This is a genomic window from Capnocytophaga sp. oral taxon 323, assembly GCF_001278825.1.
GTDB classification, from domain to species: domain Bacteria; phylum Bacteroidota; class Bacteroidia; order Flavobacteriales; family Flavobacteriaceae; genus Capnocytophaga; species Capnocytophaga ochracea.
The window spans coordinates 1,110,820-1,136,312 of record NZ_CP012589.1 but is presented as its reverse complement, the minus strand read 5'-3'; the positions used below and the strand labels follow the sequence as shown (position 1 = coordinate 1,136,312).

General features: G+C 39.9%; 20 protein-coding genes, 1 tRNA gene and 1 pseudogene. 15 read left to right on the top strand and 7 right to left on the bottom strand.

Translation table 11 applies throughout. From position 1 onward, the window contains the following. Positions 1 to 179 precede the first annotated feature (179 nt). The 13 genes from AM608_RS04915 to AM608_RS04860 all read left to right on the top strand — a co-directional run bounded on the left by AM608_RS04915 (position 180) and on the right by AM608_RS04860 (position 12,480). A complete protein-coding gene (locus AM608_RS04915) occupies positions 180 to 3,236 on the top strand; it encodes a SusC/RagA family TonB-linked outer membrane protein (protein WP_053580950.1) in 3,057 nt (1,018 codons plus the stop codon). Positions 3,237 to 3,245: 9 nt separating this feature from the next. After that, positions 3,246 to 4,754 (top strand): RagB/SusD family nutrient uptake outer membrane protein, encoded by a 1,509-nt coding sequence (locus AM608_RS04910; protein WP_053580949.1) that lies wholly within the window; start codon positions 3,246 to 3,248, stop codon positions 4,752 to 4,754. Between the two features lie 67 nt (positions 4,755 to 4,821). Then, positions 4,822 to 6,042 carry a DUF6051 family protein gene (locus AM608_RS04905; RefSeq protein ID WP_016479095.1) on the top strand — a complete coding sequence of 407 codons (1,221 nt, stop codon included), beginning with the start codon at positions 4,822 to 4,824 and terminating at the stop codon, positions 6,040 to 6,042. 54 nt (positions 6,043 to 6,096) lie between these two features. Continuing rightward, on the top strand, positions 6,097 to 6,267 hold the full coding sequence (locus AM608_RS12080) for a hypothetical protein (RefSeq protein WP_172672745.1): 171 nt from the start codon (positions 6,097 to 6,099) through the stop codon (positions 6,265 to 6,267). A gap of 70 nt (positions 6,268 to 6,337) precedes the next feature. After that, complete coding sequence (locus AM608_RS04900; RefSeq protein WP_053580948.1) at positions 6,338 to 7,099, top strand: TatD family hydrolase; 762 nt, start codon at positions 6,338 to 6,340, stop codon at positions 7,097 to 7,099. A gap of 72 nt (positions 7,100 to 7,171) precedes the next feature. Further along, a complete protein-coding gene (locus tag AM608_RS04895) occupies positions 7,172 to 8,305 on the top strand; it encodes a 1-acyl-sn-glycerol-3-phosphate acyltransferase (protein ID WP_002673277.1) in 1,134 nt (377 codons plus the stop codon). Then, positions 8,292 to 9,320, top strand: coding sequence for an asparaginase (locus AM608_RS04890; RefSeq protein ID WP_053580947.1), 1,029 nt, complete (start codon positions 8,292 to 8,294; stop codon positions 9,318 to 9,320). The genes AM608_RS04895 and AM608_RS04890 overlap by 14 nt, the downstream gene beginning before the upstream one ends. A gap of 69 nt (positions 9,321 to 9,389) precedes the next feature. After that, positions 9,390 to 9,477: transfer RNA gene (locus tag AM608_RS04885), tRNA-Ser, on the top strand. Between the two features lie 73 nt (positions 9,478 to 9,550). Then, positions 9,551 to 10,282: a MotA/TolQ/ExbB proton channel family protein gene (locus AM608_RS04880; RefSeq protein ID WP_009418843.1), complete on the top strand. Its 732-nt coding sequence runs from the start codon at positions 9,551 to 9,553 to the stop codon at positions 10,280 to 10,282. 28 nt (positions 10,283 to 10,310) lie between these two features. Further along, positions 10,311 to 10,742, top strand: coding sequence for a hypothetical protein (locus AM608_RS04875; RefSeq protein ID WP_009410901.1), 432 nt, complete (start codon positions 10,311 to 10,313; stop codon positions 10,740 to 10,742). 6 nt (positions 10,743 to 10,748) lie between these two features. Next, positions 10,749 to 11,363 (top strand): biopolymer transporter ExbD, encoded by a 615-nt coding sequence (locus tag AM608_RS04870; protein WP_002673266.1) that lies wholly within the window; start codon positions 10,749 to 10,751, stop codon positions 11,361 to 11,363. A gap of 12 nt (positions 11,364 to 11,375) precedes the next feature. Then, positions 11,376 to 11,855 carry a biopolymer transporter ExbD gene (locus tag AM608_RS04865; RefSeq protein ID WP_002673265.1) on the top strand — a complete coding sequence of 160 codons (480 nt, stop codon included), beginning with the start codon at positions 11,376 to 11,378 and terminating at the stop codon, positions 11,853 to 11,855. 118 nt (positions 11,856 to 11,973) lie between these two features. Continuing rightward, positions 11,974 to 12,480, top strand: coding sequence for an outer membrane beta-barrel protein (locus AM608_RS04860; RefSeq protein ID WP_053580946.1), 507 nt, complete (start codon positions 11,974 to 11,976; stop codon positions 12,478 to 12,480). 47 nt (positions 12,481 to 12,527) lie between these two features. On the opposite strand, the pseudogene AM608_RS04855 reads toward AM608_RS04860, so the two are convergent. Next, a pseudogene (locus AM608_RS04855) lies at positions 12,528 to 14,774 on the bottom strand (helix-turn-helix domain-containing protein); the annotation flags it as partial. 351 nt (positions 14,775 to 15,125) lie between these two features. Between AM608_RS04855 and AM608_RS04850 the strand changes: the two are divergent. Together AM608_RS04850 and AM608_RS04845 are read left to right on the top strand one after the other, a co-directional pair. After that, positions 15,126 to 16,550: a Gfo/Idh/MocA family protein gene (locus AM608_RS04850; protein ID WP_053580944.1), complete on the top strand. Its 1,425-nt coding sequence runs from the start codon at positions 15,126 to 15,128 to the stop codon at positions 16,548 to 16,550. A 113-nt stretch (positions 16,551 to 16,663) separates the two neighbouring features. After that, the gene (locus AM608_RS04845) at positions 16,664 to 17,749 is read left to right on the top strand and encodes an AAA family ATPase (protein WP_053580943.1); all 1,086 of its coding nucleotides are present in this window, start codon (positions 16,664 to 16,666) and stop codon (positions 17,747 to 17,749) included. 48 nt (positions 17,750 to 17,797) lie between these two features. Here AM608_RS04845 and AM608_RS04840 read toward each other — a convergent pair whose 3' ends face one another. The 6 genes from AM608_RS04840 to AM608_RS04815 all read right to left on the bottom strand — a co-directional run bounded on the left by AM608_RS04840 (position 17,798) and on the right by AM608_RS04815 (position 25,477). Beyond that, entirely contained in the window at positions 17,798 to 18,466 is a 669-nt protein-coding gene (locus AM608_RS04840) for a hypothetical protein (protein WP_053580942.1), read from the bottom strand. Then, positions 18,463 to 19,509 (bottom strand): hypothetical protein, encoded by a 1,047-nt coding sequence (locus AM608_RS04835; RefSeq protein ID WP_053580941.1) that lies wholly within the window; start codon positions 19,507 to 19,509, stop codon positions 18,463 to 18,465. Before AM608_RS04835 ends, AM608_RS04840 begins: the two co-directional genes overlap by 4 nt. A gap of 180 nt (positions 19,510 to 19,689) precedes the next feature. Beyond that, entirely contained in the window at positions 19,690 to 22,872 is a 3,183-nt protein-coding gene (locus AM608_RS04830) for an exodeoxyribonuclease V subunit beta (RefSeq protein WP_053580940.1), read from the bottom strand. 15 nt (positions 22,873 to 22,887) lie between these two features. Next, positions 22,888 to 24,966 carry an outer membrane beta-barrel protein gene (locus AM608_RS04825; RefSeq protein WP_053580939.1) on the bottom strand — a complete coding sequence of 693 codons (2,079 nt, stop codon included), beginning with the start codon at positions 24,964 to 24,966 and terminating at the stop codon, positions 22,888 to 22,890. After that, positions 24,963 to 25,274: a type II toxin-antitoxin system RelE/ParE family toxin gene (locus AM608_RS04820; RefSeq protein WP_053580938.1), complete on the bottom strand. Its 312-nt coding sequence runs from the start codon at positions 25,272 to 25,274 to the stop codon at positions 24,963 to 24,965. Before AM608_RS04820 ends, AM608_RS04825 begins: the two co-directional genes overlap by 4 nt. Continuing rightward, on the bottom strand, positions 25,262 to 25,477 hold the full coding sequence (locus AM608_RS04815) for a hypothetical protein (protein WP_016479107.1): 216 nt from the start codon (positions 25,475 to 25,477) through the stop codon (positions 25,262 to 25,264). The genes AM608_RS04820 and AM608_RS04815 overlap by 13 nt, the downstream gene beginning before the upstream one ends. Positions 25,478 to 25,493: the final 16 nt, after the last annotated feature.

The following is a 25,493-nucleotide window of genomic DNA, read 5'->3' as shown; positions in this document are numbered from 1 at the left end:
TATAAACTCTCAAAGTTCTAAAAACGCCATTTTGTCAATAAAGAGGCTATAAAACATATTTATTTTCTGTTTTGAATTCTATTTTTAGAAAAATATTCTAAAAGAGAAATCTCTTTTTTCTTTTGTTTGTTTTTCTCATTTTTTTTTAGAAAACTTTGCACTGAAAAATAAAGCGATTTATGAATTTGAAAAATTTATTAGTTTTTGTAGGTATTTTCCTTTGGGTATTACCTTCCTTAGCGCAAAATGTAACGATTAAGGGCTCGGTGAAAGACACGAAGGGTGAACCTATGATGGGCGCTTTTGTCTTTATAAAAGGCACCCAACACGGTACTTCTACTGACTTTGATGGCAACTATACTCTCAATGCCCAAGTAGGCGATGTACTCAAATATTCATTCTTGGGAATGAAATCTGTCGAAAAGAAAGTAACGGCAGGTGTAACCCAAATAGATATCGTCCTCCAAGACGATATTCAGCAATTAGAGGGTACAGTGGTAACTGGCTATGGAAGCAAAAAAATAGCCAGTCGCACGGTGGCTTCGGTAGCTACTGTAAAAGGCAAAGATTTTGCCGAGACCCCTAATGCTAATATCACCGATGCACTACAAGGTAAAGTGGCAGGTATGGTGGTAACTACCGAGTCCGGAAGACCAGGAGCAAGCTCTTCGGTACTCATTCACGGGCTCAACACGTTTATGTCAGTTTTTGATAAGACGATAGTCTCAGAACCTTTGTATATAATAGATGGTGCCCCTGTAAGTGGCGATATAATGACGATGTATAACCCTACCGATATAGAGAGCGTAACAGTACTCAAAGACGCTGCTTCTACTTCTATCTATGGAGCTCGTGCTGCCAATGGGGTGATTTTAATTACTACCAAAAGAGGTAAACGCAATGAGCGCACTCATATTACTATTAATCATCAGTTGGGCTTCTCAATGCGCACCAATGTAACTCGCAAATTCTTTGATAATATGGCGAGCCCACAAGAGTATATGGACTTTTGGGTAAAAAAAGACCCCAATGCTATTGTAGCTTTCGGTAGGCGTTCGGGCTACACCCAAACTACGGCAAGAGCTATCGCCGATAGTATCTTGGCAGCAAATCCTTATAATACACGTTGGGATAAAGTTTTCTTTCGCGATTTCGCTCCTATCTCACGCACCGATGTGTCTATTTCGGGAGGAAGTAATACTACTTCTTATTACATTTCGTTGGGCTACTTAGACCAACAGGGTATCAAGGCGCGTTCGGACTACAAACGCTATAATCTCAATACTAATTTGGACACACAAATAACCGATTGGCTTAAAGCAGGGCTTTCAATCTCCTTAGGAACTACCACTGCCGAAGGAGTATCAAACGCTGGTAGTGAAACCGATATATTGTCGCTCCCTATTTATTCTCCCAAAGAGAGCGATGGGAAGAGAAAGAATTACATTCCTTCTTTTATTAATCGTCAAAATGGCTTTTTTCACCCTGATTATATGGCTGAAAAATACCCTTCTATTGATTATACTGAGGATATATTGCCTATAGGGTATTTATTAATAGAACCTATCAAGAACTTAACATTTAAAAGTCAAGTAGGGATACAGTATAATGTAAATGAAACTGAAAGCAAAGGGCCTTTGCCTTCTTATATAGATTATCGTTATAGTAATGATAGTAGCAAAACGGTAGCACAAACCTTTCGCTATCTCAATAAATACATACAGCGTACTTATACTAACCTATTGCAATACAAGTGGAATATAAAGAACTTACACGATTTTGACTTCCTATTGGGGCAAGAATCTATCGAAACGCTGTGGCGCTCGTTCAACGCATCATCTAAGGGGCAACCTTCTGATGCTTTATCAATGCTCAGCCACGGAACTAAAGAATATAATGTAGGAGATAGCCAATCTGAATCAGGATTTAATTCCTATTTTGCCCGTTTGGAATACTCTTATAAATATCGTTATTTTATAGACCTATCAGCACGCCGTGATGGTTCATCAGCTTTTGGTTCAAATAATCGCTATGCCAATTTTTGGGCGATAGGAGGAATGTGGAAACTCAAAGAAGAGAAGTTTTTGCAAAAGGTAAATTGGCTTACCAGCTTAGATTTGCGTTTTAGCACTGGTATTTCGGGCAACTCTTCTATTGGTGATTATCGCAATAGAACCTTGGTAGATGCTTCAAAATTATATAAGCAAACCCCAGGTTATTTTATCGCGATGCTCGGTAATCCCGATATTATGTGGGAAGAACAACAGAAAACAACACTCGGCTTGCATATTGGTATCGCCAAAGGTACTACTATCAATTTTGAAGTGTATGAGCGTAATACCCATAAAACTCTTGCACAACGTTATATAAACTCAGCATCGGGCTTTACTTCTATTCCGGATAATATAGGTGATATGCAAAATAGAGGTTTTGACCTTACTATTTCAACGATTGCGTATAGAAGCAAGAACAATGATTTAAGCATACGTCCTTATTTCAATATGAATTACAATGAACAGAAAGTAACCTCGCTATTCTTGAGCAAAGATAATTTTGTGAATAGACTTTTTAATAATGGATATAGACTAAATGAACCATTGCAATGGGCATTGCCAATATTTAAGGGTATCAATAAGGACGGAGATGCCGAATGGTATCAACGAAACGAAGATAACCCTATGATACAACAAAAAGACGACTCCAAAGTTACGACCCAATTCAGTGAAGACCTAATACAAACTACAGGTAAGAAAATGTTTGCACCTATCAATGGTGGTTTTGGACTAAGTGCTACTTATAAGAATGTATCACTCAATTTAGCATTTTCTTATGCTTTGGGCAAATGGCTTATCAATGAAGACCGATACTATACTTTAAACCAAAGCACTTTTGGAGGTAAGAATTTTAATAGAGAATTGTTTAACTATTGGAAACAAGAAGGTGATGATACAGAGTTGCCTAAACTCAGCAGTGCTTATTATATGCGCAAAGATACCCGCTTACTCGAAAATGCTTCTTATATGCGGTTGAAGAGTATAAGTTTAAGTTATGCGCTTCCTCAGGAGGTAATAGACCAAATGAGATTCTTTTCAGGGGTGCGCCTATATGCATCGGCACGTAATATTTTTACCATTACCAAATATTCAGGAGCCGACCCTGAGTTTTCTAATACGTTATCAAGAGGAGGTTATCCGCCTGCTCGTCAATTTACTATAGGTGTAGAACTTAAATTCTAAAAAGGGAAAATGAAAAAAATAATATATATAGCACTTTTATGTTCTTTTTTGGTGTCGTTGCCTACGGGTTGTGCTCGTTTGGACTTAGACCCCTATAATTACGCCAGTGAGAATACCAGTTTTAAGAATAAGCGCGATGCCGAGATGTGGGTAAACGGGATGTATAACGCTTTGCGTGATTACAATCAGGGGCAACAGATGTATGCCTCAGACCTCCAAGCCGATTATCTCAACGCAGCTGCGGGAGCGATGGAAAAGTTGCCCGATATGCATCGGTGGTCTACGTTTGCTTCTTCGGAGCACGCTACTGCCTCTATATGGAAAGAACGCTTCCTTATCATTCAAGATATAAACACAGGTATTAAGGGCTTCCCTAATATACCTGAGCAATCAGAAATACAAGAACTTACAGGAGCTCTTTACTTAGGGCGAGCCTATTGCTTTACCTATTTGGTTACGCACTTCTGCAAGCCTTATAACAGTAGTACAGCAGCTACCGATTTAGGTTTACCTCTGCTTACAGCTCCAACGCTCAAGAACTTTCCTCCGCGCAGTAGTGTAGCCGAAACCTATGATTTTATACTCAGTGATATTCAGAAAGCTGAAACCTTATTAGCAAACCAAACAGGAGCAGCAGGAGCTGATACTTTCACCCTCGATGCTGCCAGAGCTCTCAAAGCAAGAGTCTTGCTCTATAAAAATGATTGGGCACAAGCCTACCAAGTAGCAGTAGCACTTATCAATACTAATCGCTATCCATTGGCTACCTCTGCCGATGCTTTCAAGAAAATATGGACAGAAGATGATAATACCGAGAGTATTATTCAGTTATATGCAGCTGTCAATGCAGGAGTTTATGAAACTTCTGATAATACCAATGAGCTCTATTTAGGTGAAAGTGAAAGTTTCTTTTTCCCAGGACAGATAGACGCTAATCCTAATGTATTGCCTACTCAGGATTTTATAGATTTATTTACTACTGACGACTGGCGAAAAGATGTTTTCTTGAAAGAAGTAACCGTAGGATTTAGCTCTCTTTATGCTGTAAACAAGTATCCTCGAAATAGAGAATTAGAACCTATTGATAGTTATAATTTTTATTATGGGCATAAGGCTAAGCTTTTTCGCATAGCTGAAACTTACCTTATAGCAGCCGAAGCTGCCTATAAGAACAATGATGAAACTAATGCTAAAAAGTACTTAAACCTATTACGTGCTGCAAGAGGGCTCACTGCTATTACTACCTCAGGAAGCAACCTTTTTGCCGACATACAAAACGAGCGCAATAGAGAGTTAGCTTTTGAAGATTTCCGCCTGTATGACCTTAATCGCTGGGGATTGCCTGTAAAAAGAGGTACCCCTCAGGATGTAACGGCTATTAGGAATACTCCTGCCTCTGATTATAGTGAACTCAATATTCAGGTAGGAAGTAATTACTATTACAAAATAGTATGGCCTATACCAGTAGATGATATAGACTACGAACAAGGCAATTGGAAACAAAATCCTAATTGGTAATCCTATAATTAGCAAATTAGTAAATGTGGAAATTTGCTAATTTGCTAATTTTCTAATTTATAAAAATATGGAATATTACGAATTATACAAAAAACTAAAAACAGTTTTCGATACCCAGCGCGATACCGAATTACCCGAGCTGGGTATTCGTATTTTGCATAATAGCTTCTTCTCCGAAGGGGCTAAGTATTACTTGCCAGGAAGTCCGCATTTGTTTTGCCAAGAGCATAACTTATCGTTTCCTTCTCAGCTTAATGATGCGCAAGACGACCTCCATTGGGCTGACTATGATGTGGATTGTAATATTCATTTCCAGTATCATATAATACAACCTTTAGGAACTCCAAAAGCTGAAGGGGTGATTATTGTATTCCACGGACTGAACGAAAAGAAATGGGATAAATACTTACCGTGGGCTTATGGATTGGCAACACAAACAGGTAAGGCAGTAATGCTCTTCCCAATAGCCTTCCATATGAGTCGTGCCCCTGAGCGATGGAGCTCTCGCCAAGAAATGTACATTATTGCACAAAAGCGTATGAATGAGTTTCCGGATAATTCGGAAACCTCTTATGTGAATGCGGCTACTTCTACGCGTTTAGATGCCTTTCCTCAACGTCTCTTTTGGTCGGGTTTGCAAACGTATAACGACATAGTACAGCTCATCACCGACCTGAAAGCGGGCTTGCTCCCTACCATTGCACCTACGGCTACGGTAGACCTCTTTGGGTATTCCATAGGCTCTTTCCTTTCTGTAATATTGATGATGGCAAATCCCAAAGACTATTTTACTAATTCCAAACTCTTTTGCTTCTGCGGAGGTATGACTATCGACCGTATGTTCCCCATTTCTAAATACATAATGGACGGACGTGCAGCGATAACAATGCAGAAAACCTTTGCCGAACTGCTCAGCACTAATTTCAAGAACGACGACCGCCTAAGACATTATCAAGACAGTAACCTTCATTTTGGTGAAGGTTGGTTCAAAACGATGTTACGCTACAACTATTACCAGAAAGAACGTGAACAGCGCTTTTTGCAGTTGGAGAAGCAAATCAAAGCTTTAGTATTGGAGAAGGACGAGGTAACACCTCCTATTGAGGCACTCAACACCCTTAAAGGAGGCTACAGAAATATCAATATAGAGGTACAAATAGAAGATTTTCCTTATCCGTATACCCATATGAGTCCGTTTGCCCTCACCACCAAGAACGCTCCTCAAGTAACCGAGGCTTTTGAGAGGTTTGTAACATCGGCAGTAGCGTTTTATTTAGGTAAAAGGTAAAACGGAAAAGGGAAGTACAGGAATAACGAATGATGGACAAAAGACGAAGGGAAGGTGAACGAAGAGTGGGTCTACAGTGGCTCTACAGTGGGTCTACAGTGGGTCTACAGTGGCTCTACAGTGGCTGTGGCTCTACAGTGGCTAAAAGACGAACAAAAGACGAACAAAAGACGAATCTATACCGAGGATAAGGCAAAGAAAGGTTATAGAAATATTGGCTATTAGGAGTTGCACTTGTGATGTATTTAACCTATATAATTGTAAATAACTACTAAACACTAACGGCTGACAACCGATGATAGATACACATACACACTTATATTCAGAAGAATTTGACGCTGACCGTACCGAGATGATTGCACGAGCCAAAGCAGCAGGCGTAACCCGTTGTTTTATCCCAGCTATTGATGCGAGCTATACCCAGCGAATGTTCCAGCTGAAAAACGATTATCCTGACTATGTTTTCCTAATGAACGGTCTGCACCCTTGTAGCGTGAAAGAAAACTATCAGGAGGAACTTGCGCACGTTGAGAATTTGATGCAATCGCATTTCTTTTGCGCTATTGGCGAAATAGGCATCGACCTTTATTGGGATAAAACTTTTCTCAAAGAGCAACAAGAGGCTTTCCAAAGGCAAATACAGTTGGCTAAAAAGCATCAGTTGCCTATTGTTATTCACTGTCGGGAGGCTTTCGACGAAGTGTTTGAGGTTTTAGAAACTGAAAAAAGTGACGACCTTTTTGGCATTTTTCACTGCTTTACGGGTACAGAAGCGCAAGCTCAGCGCGCTATTGCCTACGGCTTACATTTAGGTATTGGCGGAGTGGTAACTTTTAAGAACGGAAAGATAGACCAGTTTTTAAAAAATATAGATTTACAGCATATCGTTTTAGAAACCGATTCACCTTATTTGGCACCAGTACCTTACCGCGGGAAACGCAACGAAAGTGCTTATATAGTGAAAGTTGTAGAGAAATTATCGGATATATATGCTTTGCCTGAAAGCGAGATTATACGCCTTACTGACGGAAATGCTACAAATATATTTAAGATTTAATTAGGTATTATCAAATATATTTCGTTACTTTGCCTTTCGTTATCCAAAACAAGAGAATATAGAGTATCTGAAATGACCGATTATTTCAAGTCCATACGTCCGTTTAACGACAACGAAGTAGCACGTGCCTTGTCGCAAATTAAAGATAATCCTTTGATTCGAGCGATGATGGCTTATGCATTTCCTGATGAAACTCCCGAGGAGCGAGAGCGACGACTGCTTGCTTGCCAAAAGGTGTCCGATTTTCAGGAGGATATAATGTATCAAGTGGTTACTAAGGCGATTGAGAAAAGTATTTCGGAATTTACCTGTGATGGGTTTGACGGTTTAGATCCGCGCAAAGCTTATGTATTTGTTTCCAATCACCGCGATATTGTTTTAGATACTTCCTTATTAAACGTTGCCCTATACGACAATCACCTTTCGATGACGGCTTCGGCAATGGGTGACAATTTGCTCAGGAAAAAGTATTTGAAGATATTGGCGATGCTCAACAGAAATATCATTATATATAGGAGTCTGCCCCCACGAGAGGCTTTGGAGCATTCTAAATTGGTATCGGAATATATTTACCACTGCATTACAGAAGAGCATCGCAATGTGTGGATTGCGCAACGAGAAGGACGCACTAAGAACGGCGATGACCGTACCCAGCAAGGGGTTTTGAAGATGCTCACCCTTAATGCTCCCGAAGATATATCACCTTTGCAGTACCTGAAAACACTTAATTTAGTACCGATGTCGATTTCCTATGAGTTTGACCCCACTGATGTGTTGAAGTTGCCCGCACTTATTGCCCAACATAACGGGGTAGAATACGTGAAATCTAAAAAAGAGGATTTTGAGAACATCATTCAAGGCTTGTTGGGACAAAAAGGACGTGTGCATATTTCGGTAGGACAACCGCTGTACGACCAGATAGACACTATAGAAGCCACACATCAGCATCTAAACAAGCAATTGCAAGCCTTAGCTGAATGTTTGGACAGAGCTATTCATCAACAGTACAAGTTGTTTCCTGCGAATTATATTGCTTATGATTTGCTGAACGACACCTCTATATATAAGGAATACTACAACGAAAAAGATTTTCGACGTTTTGAACGCCGAATGAACAACCGAAGCAATTCTGAAGACCTTTCACAAAAGAAGTTTTTAGAGATGTACGCCAATCCTGTAAAGAACAAATTCGATGGAAACCAATAATTCAAAAGTGCTCCTCATCTATACGGGGGGGACTATCGGGATGATAAAGGACTACCAAACAGGAGCCTTGCGTGCTTTCGAGTTTGATAATCTTTACAAGCGTATTCCTGAGCTCTCGCACTTAGATTGTGAAATCTCGGTGCACTCGTTTGAGAAAGTGATAGACTCCTCGGATATGAACCCCCAGCATTGGATTGAAATTGCTGAGGTGATTGAAAGAGAGTATAATCACTACGATGGTTTTGTAGTGCTTCACGGCAGTGATACGATGAGCTACTCGGCTTCGGCTTTAAGCTTTATGCTACAAGGGCTTACTAAACCTGTAATATTTACCGGTTCACAACTGCCGATAGGCGATTTGCGCACCGATGCCAAAGAGAACCTCATTACCTCTATACAGCTGGCAGCCCTAAAAGAAAATGGCGAGCCGGTGATACAAGAAGTAGGACTCTATTTCGAGTACAAGCTCTACCGAGGTAACCGCACTACCAAAATAAACGCCGAGCACTTTCAAGCTTTTGCCTCGCTGAACTACCCGCTGTTAGTAGAAAGTGGTGTACATTTAAAGGTAATGAAAGAGAACCTTTTACCCCGCAAGCAAAAGCAACACTTAGAAGTGTGGAAAGATTTTGAAACTAATGTAGCGATTATCAAGATGTTCCCAGGCATTACTGCATCTATACTGAATGGTATTTTCAATATCTCAAATCTGAAAGGGGTAGTGTTAGAAACCTACGGTTCAGGTAATGCTCCTACCGATGCGTGGTTTGTAGAGAGTTTGCAGGCAGCTATTAATAAAGGAATACATATAGTGAATGTTACCCAGTGTTCTGGAGGTAGTGTGATGATGGGCAAATATGAAGCGAGTGAAGCCCTCAAAAAGATGGGAGTGATAGACGGAAAAGACCTCACAACCGAGTCGGCAATCACAAAATTGATGCTTTTGCTTAAAAAAAATATTTCTCATAAACTATTCAAAATCAAGTTTGAAGAAAATATAGCTGGAGAAATTTAGCAAAAAATTAAGAAAAAACTTGTGGGATAGAAAAATAATTTGTTACTTTGGCATTCAGAAACAGCATAGAGAGAGGTGTCCGAGTGGTCGAAGGAGTACGCCTGGAAAGTGTATATACGCCACAAGCGTATCGAGGGTTCGAATCCCTTCCTCTCTGCTTCTTTCTAAAAAAAAACAGAATAATTATTAAACATTAAATTATCAACTAACAATTTAAAAAGATTAAACAAATGAAAAAAATGTCATCTAAGCTACTTCTAGTAGCAATGTTAATTTTAAACGTGGCTATGGTTAGCGCTCAGGAAGCAACTGAAACGATGCAACAAAGCAAAGGCTTCCACCAAGTATTTAAAGAGCGTTTTATTGAAGGGGGTCCTATGTATATGGCTCCTATCTTGCTCTGCTTGATTATTGGTTTGGCAGTAGCTATTGAGAGAATTATTTACCTCAATATGGCGACTACCAATTCTAAAAAGCTAATTGCCGATATTGAAGAGGCATTGGATAGCAAAGGTATTGAGGCAGCTAAAGAAGTGTGCCGTAATACAAAAGGCCCTGTTGCATCTATTTTCTATCAAGGTCTTGACCGTTCATCAGAAGGTATTGATATGGTTGAAAAATCAGTAGTATCTTACGGAGGTGTACAGATGGGACAATTAGAAAAGAACGTATCTTGGATTTCGCTCTTTATTGCTATTGCACCGATGTTAGGGTTTATGGGTACGGTAATTGGTATGATTGAAGCGTTCGATAAGATTAGTTCAGCTGGTGGTTTGGACGCATCATTGATTGCTGGTGATATCAAGGTTGCCTTGCTTACTACAGTGTTTGGTTTGATTGTAGCGATGATACTACAAGTATTCTACAACTACATCATTGCTAAAATCGACGCTATCGTAAATGATATGGAAGATGCTTCTATCTCATTGATAGACCTTTTAGTAGCAAGAAAAATGAAATAATTTATTCACCCATTAAACAACTTTAAGTATGTATAAAATAGCAAAATATGGAGCTCTTGCTTTGGGCGTAATTGGGGTAGTTCTATGGATTGTTTTGTCTTTCTTTACAAACGCAGAGGATCCCAATAACGGTACTATGCAAGCTTTGTTTGTGCTCACATATGTTCTTTTAGGAATAGCTTTGTTAGCAGTAATCATATCAGCGGCACAAAACATTTTAGCTTCACCAAAAGCACTTAAGAAAACGCTTATCTATACAGGAGGATTTGTGGTAGTTCTTCTTTTAGCTTATATCTTCTCATCAGGAGCTGTAGAAGCTAATGCCAGTGACGAAGTGAAGAAAGCCAGCGAATCTGTAAGAAGATGGGTAAGCACAGGTTTAATCGCTTTGTACATATTGGTAGCGGTAGCCGTAGTAGCTCTTATAGCTTCCAATGTGAAAAAAGCACTAATGAAATAAGAAATTATGGCAAAACGTTCCGCACCCGAGGTAAATGCAGGTTCAATGGCTGATATTGCTTTCTTGTTGTTGATATTCTTTTTGGTAACAACAACTATTGAGAGCAACTCAGGGATTACTGTAAAGTTACCTCCTAAACCACAAGAAAATACGCCACCACCTCCACCAGTAAAAGAGAAAAACGTATTGGTAGTGGTAGTGAACAAGTACAACCAGTTGTTAATAAATAACGAAGTTAAGGAACTTAAAGACGTAAAAGAAACAGCGCTTAATTTCTTGGATAACAATGGAGATGGTTCTTGTACTTACTGTAAAGGTAAAAGAGACCCTCTATCATCAGACAACCCAGATAAAGCAGTTATTTCTTTGCGCAACGACCGTGAAACTTCATATCACACTTATATAGCTGTACAAAATGAATTGATTAAGGCATATAATGAGTTACGTGAGCGTGAACGTAGACGTTTGTTCCCTAACGAAGTACCTTACGTTCAGATAGAGGAAGAATTTAACGCAGCTCGTACTCCTAAAGACAGGAAAGATGCGTTAGAACCTAAAATCGTGAAATTACAGGAGCTATTCCCAAGAAAATTGCTTGAAACAGCACCTAAGAAACACTAAAATTAGAAGGATATGTCAAAATTTACAAAAAAGAAAAGTGGCGAAACGCCCGCTGTTTCTACGGCTTCTTTGCCAGATATCATCTTTATGCTTTTGTTCTTCTTTATGACAGTAACAGAATCTAAAGATAGTGATTTGATGGTACAAAATAAGTTGCCAGTGGCAGACCAGGTACAAAAATTGGACAAGAAAGACCCAGTTGTGTACATTTATGCAGGGAAACCACTTCCTAAGTATCAGGCTAAGTTTGGTGTAAACGCTAAAATTCAAGTGAACGATAAATTCATTGATGTTTCGGAGGTAAGCCACTATATATTGAATTATAGAGAAGGTTTACGCGATGCACTAAAAGATGTATTTATGACCGCTTTGAAAGTAGATGCTGATACCAATATGGGATTAGTGAGTGATATTCGTGAGAAATTGCAAGATGTTAATGCCTTGAAATTGACTTATATTGCTCGTGAAGGTTCTCCTTTGAATCAAAAATAAATAAGAAACATATTTCTGTGCTAAAAAGACTACCTTAAAAATTAGGGTAGTCTTTTTTTGTTATTATGAATAAAAATATTACCTTTGCATTATTAAAACAAATTAATAGTAATTATTTATGAGAAAAATCGTTTTACTTTTTGGATTACTCCTCAGTGCAGGAGTAGCTTCAGCACAGTCTTTTGGTGCTGGTGATGTACAAATTAACGGAGGTTTAGGTGTTTCAACTCCAGGGGTTATGGTATATGGTTCAGTGGACGTTGGAATTAATGACCAAATAACCGTAGGGGGAGAGTTATTTTACCGTGGTAGAAACTACAATAGCGTAAAATACAATAATATAGGTATTTTAGCTACGAGTAATTACCACTTTAATAAACTCATAAAAAGACTTCCTTCAAACGTAGATTTGTACGGTGGTTTAAGTTTGGGATATTACAATTGGAGTAATGATTATAAATATGACAATTGGGATCCTTATTATGACTCAGGATTTGCATTGCGTCTTCAAACAGGGGGGCGTTACTTCTTTACAGAAAACTTCGGTGTGAATGCTGAGTTGTTTGTAGAACACAACTCTTTTGCAACAGGAGGTTTTAAAGCAGGTGTTACTTATAGATTTTAATAACTTAAAAAATGAAAAAAGGGACTTCTGAGGAAGTCCCTTTTTTATTATGCTTTTTTAGCTTCTTTTAGTAAGTAGGCTCTGAATAAACGCAGTTCGTCCCAACTGTATCTTTCTTCTGTCTTTTCATAAAGACTTTTCAAGGTAGTAAGTTCTTCGTTTTCTTTGAAAATTGTATTCAGTTCATTGATGGTTTCCTCAGGGAGTACCTCAGTAATAGCAATTTTATCTTGTTCTATGCATTTGGCTATGTGAGAATAGATAGTAGCTTGTGATAGAGTACGCTCTTTGGCTATTTTGGCTACTGTTTTGCCTTCTTTCCAAAGCTGAAGTGTAATATCATAAGTAGAGCGTTTTTCCTTCTTAGGTTTATCATCTTTGGAGGGAGGATATTCGCCTATAAAGAGTTTTTCGTTCTTTAAAATATTATTAATTTTTCCGGTGAGTTCAGTGTATAAAGTCTCTAATTTAGCTGAATGTATCTTTTCTTTATCGAAAGGTTGGTCGGATTGTGCTAATTGTATCATTTGCTCTAAGCGGAAAAGCCTCTTTAGCGTCTCGGAAAGACTATTGTCTAACTCTTTTAGTTCGGTGAAAAATTGTTTGACTTTTTTCTGATTAGCTATCTTTCCTTCAACTAATAGCACTTCATACCACAATTGTTCTAAGAGCGGTGTAAAATAAGTGATACCTTTGGTTACGCGTTCGAAAATATGCTGAACATCGGTTGCATTATTGAAAAGTGTTTTGAGTTGCTTGATGAATTTCTCGGAGACGGTAACAAGTTCTTGCACTCTTACTAACTGCTGTGATGCCCAATCTTTATATAGGTTCTTATTGCCAATTTCACCTGAATAACTATTGCGGTGTAACACCCATTCTTCTAAAAGAGTATTCCATTGGAAAGTGTTTAGAATATTCTCCTGCAAAAATTCGGTTTTTCCTGTATAACAAGCGGTTTGTACTTCTTTTTCGGAGGCTTTGTTCTCGGCATAACCTATCACTTCACCATTGTTGTTGATACCATTAGCACTTACTGAGGAAAGCAAAATCAAGCCATCTAACGAACGCAGGCGCGAAAATGCTACATAGGCTTGACCTGAGGCAAATACGCTTGCCAAATCTAAGATGGCTTTCTCGAAAGTGAGCCCTTGACTTTTGTGTATGGTAATTGCCCACGCCAAACGCAATGGGTATTGGGTAAACGAGCCCAGGCGCTCTTCTTCTATATCTTTGGTTGTTTCATTCAGTTTATATCGCACGTTTTCCCATTCGTAGCGTTCGACGTTTATGACCCTTCCTCCGTCTAATTTCACGTTAATTTCACCTTCGGAAAGAGAGACCACTGTACCCATCTTTCCGTTGAAAAACAGGTGTTCTCCTGAAATGTCATTTTTGATGAACATTACTCTTGCGCCTTCTTTTAGCTGAATGACTTTTTCGATAGGGTAGAGGTATTCAGGAAAATCATTAACAATATCAGCCTCGTAAGAGAATAGGGGAGAGGAGAGTTTACTCATTTCGCGTTGGTTCATTGCATCGGCTTTCGCGTTGTGAGTGGTGAGGGTGATATAATCTTTCAGGTGTTTTTTAGGGAAATCCGGCTGTACATACTTTTCTAACTGTTTGATATCTTCAGATGTAAGTTGGTTTTCACGCAAGTGATTTAAAATGGAGATAAACAGCTTATCGGTTTGTCGGTAAATGGTTTCGAGTTCTACATATAGCAAAGGATTTTGGGTTATGACTTCAGACTGGAAAAAATACATTCCTTTATAATAATGTTTGAGCACTTCCCATTCCTCTTGTTTTACTACGGGGGGCAACTGTAACAAATCGCCGATGAAGAGCACTTGTACGCCTCCGAAGGGACGTTTGTCTTTTCGGATAAACTGCAACATATAGTCCATAGCATCGAGCACATCGGCACGGAGCATACTCACTTCATCTACAATTAGCAATTCCATATTGCGGATAACCTGCTGTTTATTTTTGTGCATTTGGAAGTGTTTCCGCAAAGAAAATCCGTTTTCAAAGCGCAAGAATTCATTTACAATAGGGGGATTGCTGAGTGTTGGTAAGAAAGAAGCAAAAGGGAGTTGGAACATCGAATGAATGGTTACCCCGCCAGCATTGAGAGCAGCAATACCCGTAGGGGCAACTACCACCGTATTTTTATAACAAGTATTGATGATTTTGTGTAGCAGAGTAGTTTTACCTGTTCCTGCTTTCCCTGTGAGAAAAATATTTCTATTTGTTTGATTTACAAGTGTAAGTATGTACTCTTCCATACCATTTGTTTGGTTGTTATCATTTAAAACGCAAAGATACGAAACTTATTTTAATTAGCAAATTAACAAATTAGAAGTGAACTACACAGCTAAATTTTGGTAGGAAGGAGGGTAGGTTTAGCTTATAGAAAGCTTATAGGGAGCTTATACGAATCTTGGACGATTGGTATAGAAAGGGTATATAAATAGTTGGAAGTGAATGGTTAAGAGTGAACGTTTTTTTATAAAAAAGGTACTGAAAAGTAATTGTACAGGAGCGGATAAATAAATCTTTTTTACTTTTCTTTTGTTACTATTAATTTTTTTTGCTACTTTTGTCACATTAATAATCAACCTTTAAAAATATTCACAGCTATGATTAAAAAAATCTATCAAGTAGCCATAGGCATTGCTGTATGTCTTGGCTTTGTGGCTTGTAACTGCAATCAAGCTACTTCTAATGAGAATAAGAGTAGAAGTTCTTATCAAATTAAAGTAACTACCCCCCCTCGTCCAGCTGGGCAAACAGATGTGCTAAACCTTACTACACCTAAAATGGATACGGTGCGTATAGGAATCATCGGCCTTGGAATGCGCGGACATAGTGCGGTAGAACGTTATATGCACGTGCCCGGAGCGAAAGTTACAGCTATCTGCGATATACGTCCTGAAATGGTAGAAAAAGCGCAACAAGTAATTGAAAAAGCAGGGCATAAGCATGTAGCCCAGTACACAGGTGATGAAAATGCTTGGAAAGCGCTATGTGAGCGCAAAGATGTAGACCTCGTGTATATAGTAACTGACTGGAAACACCACGTACCAATGGCGCTTTATGCTATGGAACAGGGTAAACACGTGGCGATAGAAGTGCCCGCAGCTCTTGATATGGAACAGATTTGGGCATTGATTAATATGAGTGAAAAGAAACGTTTACACTGTATGATGCTTGAGAACTGCGTGTATGACTACTTTGAAATTACTACTCTTAATATGGCACAACAAGGGCTCTTGGGTGAAGTGATTCACGGTGAAGGCTCTTATATTCATAACTTAGACGACTTTTGGACTGAGTATTGGAACAACTGGCGTTTAGACTACAATGCTAAAAATCGTGGAGATATATACCCTACGCACGGTATAGGTCCTGTATGCCAAGCGCTTAATATTCACCGAGGAGACAAGATGAACTATTTGGTTTCATTTGATACACACGCTTTTAGAGGTAAAGAAGTGTACAAACGCATAATGGGTAAAGAAGAACCTAACTTCCAAAACGGCGACCTTACTATTACAATGATTAAGACAGAAAAAGGGAAAACCATACAAATACAACACGATGTGGTAACACCACGCCCATATTCACGTATGTATCAGCTTACTGGAACGAATGGATTTGCGAATAAATATCCGATTGAAGGTTATCTTATTCAGCCAGAAAGTATAGCAAAAGATGAAGTGCCTAATCACGAAAATCTTTCGGCACACAGCTTTATGCCCGAAGAGGCTAAAAAAGCAATGATGGAAAAATACAAACCACGTATTCTTAGAGAATTGGAAACTAAAGCAAAAGAAGTGGGCGGTCACGGTGGTATGGATTTCATTATGGACTATCGCCTCATCTACTGTTTGCGCAATGGTTTGCCTTTGGATATGGACGTGTATGACCTTGCTGAATGGTGTTGCTTAGCACCTCTTTCTAAACTATCATTAGAAAACGGTAGTGCTCCTGTAGAAATACCCGATTTTACTCGCGGGGCTTGGAATAAACAAAAAGGTTACAAACACGCGTTTGCTAATTAGAATCCCCACCCCTTTCCCTCCCCAAGGGGAGGGGGTAGGATAATATATTTTTCCAACTATTTATATTGCATTCTCTCTTCCTTGGGAGGGGGCGAGGGAGGATTATATAACTTATGTCAAACGTATTACGTCTTCCTGCGGAACAACTATATGCAAAAGAATTAGAGGCTCTAAAAGAAGAGGATAAAAAACAAGAAAAGCCCATAGGCTGGCAATTGTCGCCTAAAGCAGTGTTGAAATTTGTAACTGGAGGTACTGCCAGCGGGGTAGAGATTACCCCTAAGTACATCGGTCATAACCGCTTGGTGGAAATCGCTATTGCTACACTCCTTACCGACCGCTCTCTACTGCTTATAGGCGAGCCAGGAACCGCCAAGTCGTGGCTTTCCGAAAACCTTACAGCTGCTATTTGTGGTGATTCGGGCAAAGTGATTCAAGGTACTGCGGGCACCAGCGAAGAACACATTCGCTATTCGTGGAACTACGCAATGCTCTTGGCTAACGGGCCATCGCACGAAGCCTTACTTAAATCACCTATTTATCGCGCGATGGAAATAGGGACTGTCGCTCGTTTTGAGGAGATTTCACGTTGTGCCTCCGAAGTGCAAGACGCACTGATTTCTATTCTATCGGAGAAGAATATTGCCATTCCAGAACTCAGTGAAGAATTACCTGCTCAGCGCGGTTTCTCTATTATTGCCACAGCTAATACCCGCGATCGTGGTGTGAACGAGATGTCCTCAGCACTTAAAAGACGTTTCAACATCATCGTGCTACCAGCTCCTGCTACTTTAGAAACCGAAGTATCTATCGTAACCAAGCGCGTAGCCGAGATTTCTAACAACTACAAACTGAAAGCTGCCTTGCCAAGCAATGAAGCTATAGAGAAGATTGTAACTATTTTCCGCGAATTGCGCAAAGGAGCTACTTTAGACGAAAAACAGAAACTCAAATCTCCTAGCGGAGTTATTTCTACTGCAGAAGCTATTTCGCTTATCACCAATAGTATGGCATTAGCAGGCAGTTTTGGCAATGGCACTGTTACCGATGAAGATTTAGCATCAGGATTGCAAGGAGCTGTAGTAAAAGATGAAGATAAAGATAAAATGGTGTGGAAGGAATACCTTGAAAATGTAATGAAGAAGCGTGGAGCATCGTGGCGTGAACTTTATAACCAATGTTCAGCAATGAACAATTGATAATTGACAATTGATAATTGACAATTGATAATTGACAATTGATAATTATCACATTGGCAAATTGACAAAATTACACATTTCCACATAGTAATAAATAAGTGAATTGTATTCAGGGTGTGCTTGAATCCACTGATGCAAGATAGGTATAAAGGTGGCGATAATCTCTTTATCGCCACTTTCTAATATATGTTTGCTATAAGCGATATAGATTTGTTCTGCCAAAGCCAGAATAAGTATACCTTGGTATGACTTAGGTGCGAAGTCCTCAGCGCGCAGAAACGGCATCACGTCAGTAATTACTTCCAAATATTCCTCACGATCTTTATACGCTTTGTGCAACTGCTCTGCTAAGGCAGAAAACGCTTTTGAAGGCATCGTGAAATACATACCTTTCAAATTCTCGTACAGCACATCAATAAGCGCTATTTTTCCCGTTTTGCGCAACTGTGCGAAGAACTTCACGTATTGCCAAAGCAGTTGGTCGGTGATGAGCACTTCTTCAATGCTAAAACGTAGGTCTTTGAGTGCTTGCACATATTGCAGAAAAGTGTCTAAGTCGTTTTCGGCTACTGCCCTCTTGCAAAAATCGTAATACACCCAGCCCAACGAAAATTTGTTGATACTGCTATCGTTTTCCTTAAATTCCTCAAGAGCGATGCGCAACGCCTCATCTAAGTCACCTGCTTTACGCAAAGCCGTTACTTCACTTATCATCATTTCTTTACAATTCTAAAAAGGGTGATTTTCTCCTTGCCCGAAGCGACCATAGTTTGCTCATCTACAAAGAGTAGCGCGTGATAGACTTTATCTGAAAGTTGTTGCCACCTCCTGCCTTGGTCGTTAGAGAAGAAAAGACCATTAGGCGAAGTTGCCACCAGAGCATTTCCCTCACTATTAGGAATGTATTGCACACAACTTGCATAGCCAATAGCCTTGTCGGTCGCGATAGGCTGCCAAGTTTTACCCCCATCAAAAGTGAGTGCGCCAGAGCCTTTGCGCTCTGTAGGTTGTTCATAATCGCCACCGAGAACAATACCCTGCTGGTCGTTGTAGAAAGCTATGGTGAAAGCCCCTTGAGTAGCTTGCCCTTGGGCGAGAGGTAGGGTAGCGAGGTCTTGCCATTTATAGCCCTTGTTGTCCGAGAACAACACTCTGCTCTTACTGCCACCTGTTACTACCCATAGTTTGTTGCCATAGTGCGCCAAAGCCGAGTTGCTAGCGGCAAATACACTTTCACCCTCTTCGAGTTTGGGCGATTGTGACCACGTGAGTTTCGTCCATTGTTGTCCGCCATTGTGCGTTGTTACTACCGATAGGCGATTGTCGATAGGGTCGCCAATAGCGATGCCAAATTGGTCGTCCGTAAAGCGCAATACATCGTAAAATACATCGGGGTGTTCCTCGCGATACACTTCCTCCATACCACTTTGTTCTGCTTTGTAGAGCAATGCAGGGTTGCCGATAGAGAGCATAAAAAAGTTCTGAGTCGTTGCTGCCACTGCACGGAAATCCGAAATCACCCCGCGATTCTTCAAGTTAGAAGTCGCAATAGTTTGGTTTTGCGTATTGATAAAACCAAAAGTAGCATCGGAGCCTGCAAAAGCCACGTTTTTCTCTAAGAGCACCATTGCACGTACGCTTATCTTCTCCAACGGAAAAGACTTTAACTCTACCAATTCGATAGTAGTGTCCTTATAAGAATTAGAGTGCTTACACGCTCCGAGGCAAAGCAATGTAAAAATAATAGTAATATGTTTCATATCTCAGTGATAAACAAAGGCAAAGATAATGTTTTTGGTTCAAATAACAAAGAAAGAATATATTTTTCTCAACACTGACACGATTTGTCAGAGTAGCGCCTTACCTTTGCATCGTGAAACTAAAAAGACAATTATTACTAAAACTTTTTTGAACAACTCTAAGACGTATTTTAGAGAGGATTAGAGAATCTTTATCACTTCTCCTAAGTCCAAATACACTAAATATTTTCCTTTTACTTGCCAGCCTATGGCTGTTAGGTTTTGTTGGTAATGCTGTAGTTGGGTACGGTATTGGTCGTTGGGTTGTCCGGTTTTGTAATCTATGATATAGACTTCGCGAGTACTTGGGTTGTAGGCAAGTCGGTCAGGACGGAAATAGTTGCCGTTAGTGTCTATAAACTCGCGTTCGGTAAAATATTCGTAGTCCTTGCTAAAGAAAGGTGCTAAAGAGCTGTCGCTAAGCAATCGTGCCATTTGAGGTTGCAATAACTCGTATTGTTCGGCAGTGAGTGTGCCCTCTTGTAGTGCATCGTTGAGCACAGCGTCGAGGTCGGTAGCATAAGTGATTTTCGAGAATAACTCGTGAATGAGGTTACCGCGCTCCAAGGCTTCTCGTTGGTGAGTGTCCCATAGCAGGGAAGCTCCTGTCGCAATCTTGTAGTTCGGTTGCTGCCAACCTTTTTGGAAAGGAATAGGTGATTCTTCTGTAGTTTCTTTCTCTTTCTTCTTAGGAAATACAGCACTTCCAAAGGTATATTCCACTACATCGCTATTCCACTGTCCGTTTTCTTCTAAAAACTCTTTAAAGAGTGTGCCATAAGTCTCGGCACTGCTTTTGGAGAGTGAGGTAATTACATAGAGAAATGTTTCGGGACGCGTCATCGCTACATATAGCACATTTAGCTGGTCGAGAAGGTTTTGTTCGTGCAATTGTGTCATCAGTTCTTCGGCTTGTGCGTTGTAATTCACTAAACTTTTATTGCTGTTTACCAGCAGATAGTCAAAACCGTTAAACTGCTCGTAGTCTACGGGAAACCAAAGTTTTTCAGTATGTGTATCGATGAGTTTGCTATCGGCAAAGGCGTAGATAATCACGGGGGCAGAAAGCCCTTTGCTCTTGTGTACCGTCATTACAGTAATGGCATTCAAACCTTCGGGTGAACTGATGCTAAGCTTTTCTTGTTGGTCGTCCCAAAACTCTAAAAAATCGGCTAAGCCTCCTTTGCGCGCGTTCTTAAAATCGAATACAATATCCATAAAGTGAGTGAGATAAGCATCAGAAGGACGAGCGAGGTCAAAGCAATTTACCGCCAAAGCTACTCCTTCATATAAAGAATATTGGTTGAACAACTCTATAGAAAACTCAAAATCGGCAAGGAAAGTATTTACGGGTTTCTCTACATATTTGCTGAGGAAGAGGTGAGGGTCTTTAGTTTCTTTAAAACGAAGATAATCAAAGAGCAATTGCAGTTTGAGTTCTTCACTTTCAGGGTGATAAAGCAGACGTAATAGGGTGACGAGAAACTGTACCGATGCCACGTTTTTCAGCAATAGTGAATCAGGTGAAATCACATTTCTTTGCTGTTCTGAAAGGAAAGAGGCAACGGCTGCTCCTTCGCGGTTGGTGCGCACCAATATAGTAATATCCTTATCGGCTGCCCCTGCTCGGTTAGCGTGTTCTATTTTCTCTAAAATCGCTTCACAATAACTCCGTTCGCGCGGTGAAAGTGCTACAACATTGCTATTGTCTTCTTCTGTAGGCACTTCTTCTTCTCCAACTTCTATAAACGAAAGATTGAAATAGCCTTCAGGTAGGAATTGGTCTTTTTTGTTTTTGGGATATTCCTGTGTAGAGTTTTTGTAAAGTTCTTTGTAGGTCTCACTTTGGAAAAGGTCTGCAGCAAACTTAAAAAAATGGTTGTTAAAATCGATAATGGCTTCTAAACTGCGGAAGTTTTCATTGAGGTCTTTCACTTCTCCTTTGATGCGGAAAGGGTTTACTTCATTGTTATACAGACTCATAAACTGTTCCTCTTTTCCTCCTCGCCAACGGTAAATCGATTGTTTGGCATCGCCTACAAGTAATACCGACCCGCACTTATTGTTCACTTCACTTTGCACTGCATTGAGGATAAGCGGTATAAAGTTCTGCCATTGCAGTACTGAGGTGTCTTGAAACTCATCGATAAAATAGTGGCGGAATTTCTCACCTATACGTTCGTAGATAAAAGGTGCAGGCTGGTTGCTGAGCTCTGAGGAAATCACTCCGTTGAACTCCCATATAGGCAAGATGTTTTCTTCTTCTTTAATGGTCTCTATTTCTTTTTGTATGCGGTTGAGCAAAGCCAAAGGCACAACATATCTCAGCGCGTTGTTCGCAAAGGCAAGAGCACCAAAAGCTTTTTTGATTGCCAAAAACAAGTTGGCAATCATCTCTTGCAAACTGTCTATCAGAGCAGTGTCGTACTTCTTAGCCGCTGAACCAGAATAAAGAGGTTCGCCTTCTAATAGATTGTTTTGCCAACCACTGCCCCACGAAGGTTCCTTAGAGTCGTCGGCAGTGAGGTTATCGAAGAATTTGTATAAATGTCCTCCATTAAAAGCGCCTTTATCCAAACCGTGCTCACACATCAGTTGCATAAAGTCTTGGGCAGAAGTTTTAATGCTTTTCAGGGCATTGTTGCGTTGTTTGAGTAAGGTATTTTTAAGGATTAGAAAATCAGGTATTTCCTTGTCTTTCAGTGATTGTAATTGCTCGTAATGGTTCTCATTGGTGAGCATTTCGGCTACACCTAATAATTCTTTAGTAGTATCCCAACTCTTGTCGTCATCTATCTTTTCATTGGCAAAATCGATGAGCAATTGGGTAAGTTCGGGGTCGTTTCCTGCCTGATTCATCAAATTATCAACCGCTCGCTCTAGTAAAGCCTTGCTGTCCAACTGTACTTCAAAGAAAGGATTGAGATGCAAATCCTGTGAAAAGTGGCGTATCAGTTGGTGATTGAACCCATCGATAGTACTGATATTAAAAGCTGCGTAGTTGTGCAGTATATGCTCCAAAGCCTTAGTCGAACGCGTTCTCAGTTCTTCGTCGGGGAGATTCAATTCCTTTGCTAATTCACTAAACATAGCGTGAGGTTGGGTGAGCATTCTGTCCTCACTGAATACCCCCAATAACTCTATGATGCGATTCTTCATTTCAAAAACCGCCTTATTGGTAAAGGTAATAGCGAGTAACTGCCTAAACAAATCGGGTTGCTTACTGCCGAGAATAATTCTCAGATAGGCTTTCACCAGACTGTAGGTCTTTCCAGACCCTGCCGAAGCGTTGTATATAGTATAATTTGCTGAAGGTGTATTCATTTTTTACCTCTTACCTTAAAACTGCGCTGCAGGAGCGGTATCGTTGTTGAGCTTCTTGTCTACCGAATTGTTCTTTCCTTTGGAGAAATCGTAGCTAACCCCTAATACAAACATATTACGGTTGTTCTCTATGTAGGTATAGCTATGCTGGTTTACCAAACCTTCGTAACTGCTCTTCATCTTGTATTCCGAAGGCATTCCTAACCAAAACACACCACCTTTAAGTGTCCAGCTACCTAACTGGTATTCTATAAAAATATCATTGTTATTTTCATAAGTGCTCATAGTGTTGCCGTCTATGTAATAAATAGGAAAGTTGAAACTGTAATCTACCCTCAAATCTTTATAGGTAAAAGTAAGTGATAGGTTGTTATCGATATAATTATTGCGAGCGCGTAGTCCAGCATCAGTAACCAAAGTCTCATGTGTAGGGGCTATATTAGCTGAAAATACAAATAAATCATTCCTTAATGGTTTAAAAGTACCATCTAATGAAAAGCCAAACTCCTCGTGATATTTACTGTTTTCATAAGTGCTGAGTATTCCATTGCGTACGGGGTCTTTGATATAAATATCAGTAATTACTCGTTGGGTGTTTTTGTAGAAGGGTTGAAAGTTAAAATCGGTGTACTCATTGTTGAAAGTATAAGAGAGTCCAGTCCAAAATATATGTTGTGATTTTAGGTAAGGATTTCCTGTCTCCAAGATGTTCGGCGCTTGTTGTGCTATATTGCTACTGAGTTCTGCACTACGCGGACTGCGGGGTACATAGTAACTTGTGAGGCGCAAACTCTGGTTATTAGCTAATTCATAACCCAACACTACCTTCGGCGTAAACACCCATTCGGTAAAAGTGTTTTCGGCACTACGGTTGTGGGTGTGGGTAAGCCCAGCACTGGCTCTGTACATAAAATTAGCCTTTTTGCCTACAAACTCGGTGTACAAATACTGATTGGTATAGGTAACATCGTAAGCCGAAGTACCTGCCAAGTTACGTAAGTCGTTGTCGATAAAAGTACTGCTAATGCGGTAGCCTGAATTGAGTTTGCCTATAGTAAACTGATGAGTATGTGCTACTTCACCTACCCAACCGCGTTGTTTTACTTTCAAATCCATATCATCGTCGTACACATTCTGCTGGGTTGCGGTCTCCCATTCTTTTGAGAGGTTCTCTTTGGTAGTGTTGTAATAACTCCCCACGGCGTTTACACTCAATTCATCTCGTTTGCCTAATTTTTTAGAGAAGTATAGGTCTACTTTGGGGCGCAACCAGTGGTCGTGACTTTTACCTGATAATGTGTGATGGCTAATGGTTGTACCTTGTGTAAATAGGTTTATGCCATTGCTATGTGCAGAGCGATTCAAAAGCTCCATTCCGGCTTTAGCTTGGAAACTATAGTTTTGTGGTACTACTGCGCTATAACGCACCGAAGCGTTGTGCGCATTATAGCTAAACCCCGATTTTGACTGTTGGTCGTTTGCATAACGGACACCCGATAGTTCGTAATCGGAGTGTTTTTCATAGTATCTATCGTTGTAATTGCGAAACTCCAATTTGTATTCCACTCCCAACGTATGTTTGCCTTTGGTGTAGTTGCTATAAGCCGAAGCATCAACAAAACCCGTAGTAAGAGCCGAAAGCGCATCCACCCCTACCGAATACCCCTCTTCAGCCGAACGTGTGATGATGTCCACCACTGTGTCAGCTCTATTGCTCCAGCGTGCAGGCGGAATATCGTAATAGTCTATGCGTGCCACGTTTTGAGGAGCGATACCGCGTATTTGTAGGTCGGTTGCCTCTACACCGTTTACTAATACCAAGAGCGTACCCCTTTTAAGGGTAGCAATCTGGTTGGTTACAGGATTGAGGTGTAGGTTGGGCAAACTGCGCAAGAGGTCTTTGGCATAGCGTGCTTGTTCCACAGCTTTCTTTTCAAAGGTAAAGCTCGCCTTATCGGTATATTGTGTTTTGCGCTGTGCTTTTACAATTACCTCATTGAGCACAATTGTATCCAAAGGTGTTTCAGGCACTACTTCTTGCGCTGTAGTGGTCATAAAATAAACTAATAGTAAGCTGGTTAAAAGGAGTTTCATAGTGTTAATCTTTCTAATTTTGTAGGGTCATTTCTATTATCCCAAAAAGAAAGTATTTCAATTCTGTCGATTATGCGGTAAATAATAGAGAAGTTTTTAAGAACTAATAGACTCCTTATCTTGAAATATGGAGTGCTCAAATAATGCTCTTGTCCAATAAAGGGATTATATATAAGCAAATCCTCACTTTTCTCCACTTCATTCATAATTTTTATAGAATAAGAGTTTGATTTATTATGGTTTGTCCAATAAGACAAAATATCATAATACTGCATTTCTGCTTCTGGTGTCCATTCTAATTCCCACATACTATTTCACGTGCTTTTTTTCTAACTTCAGTATAAGGTTTTAACAATCCGTTATTAGCTTGTTCAATACCTCTTTCTATGGAAGTTAATTGTGCTTCAGTGAAATGTGTTTCACTCCTTTCAAAAGAGATTTGTTGTTCCTTGAGCCATTCTTCTACTAAAAGTTGCTCTTCTGTGTTTAAAGGTTGTACTAATATATTCATAGTTTTTTAGGTATAT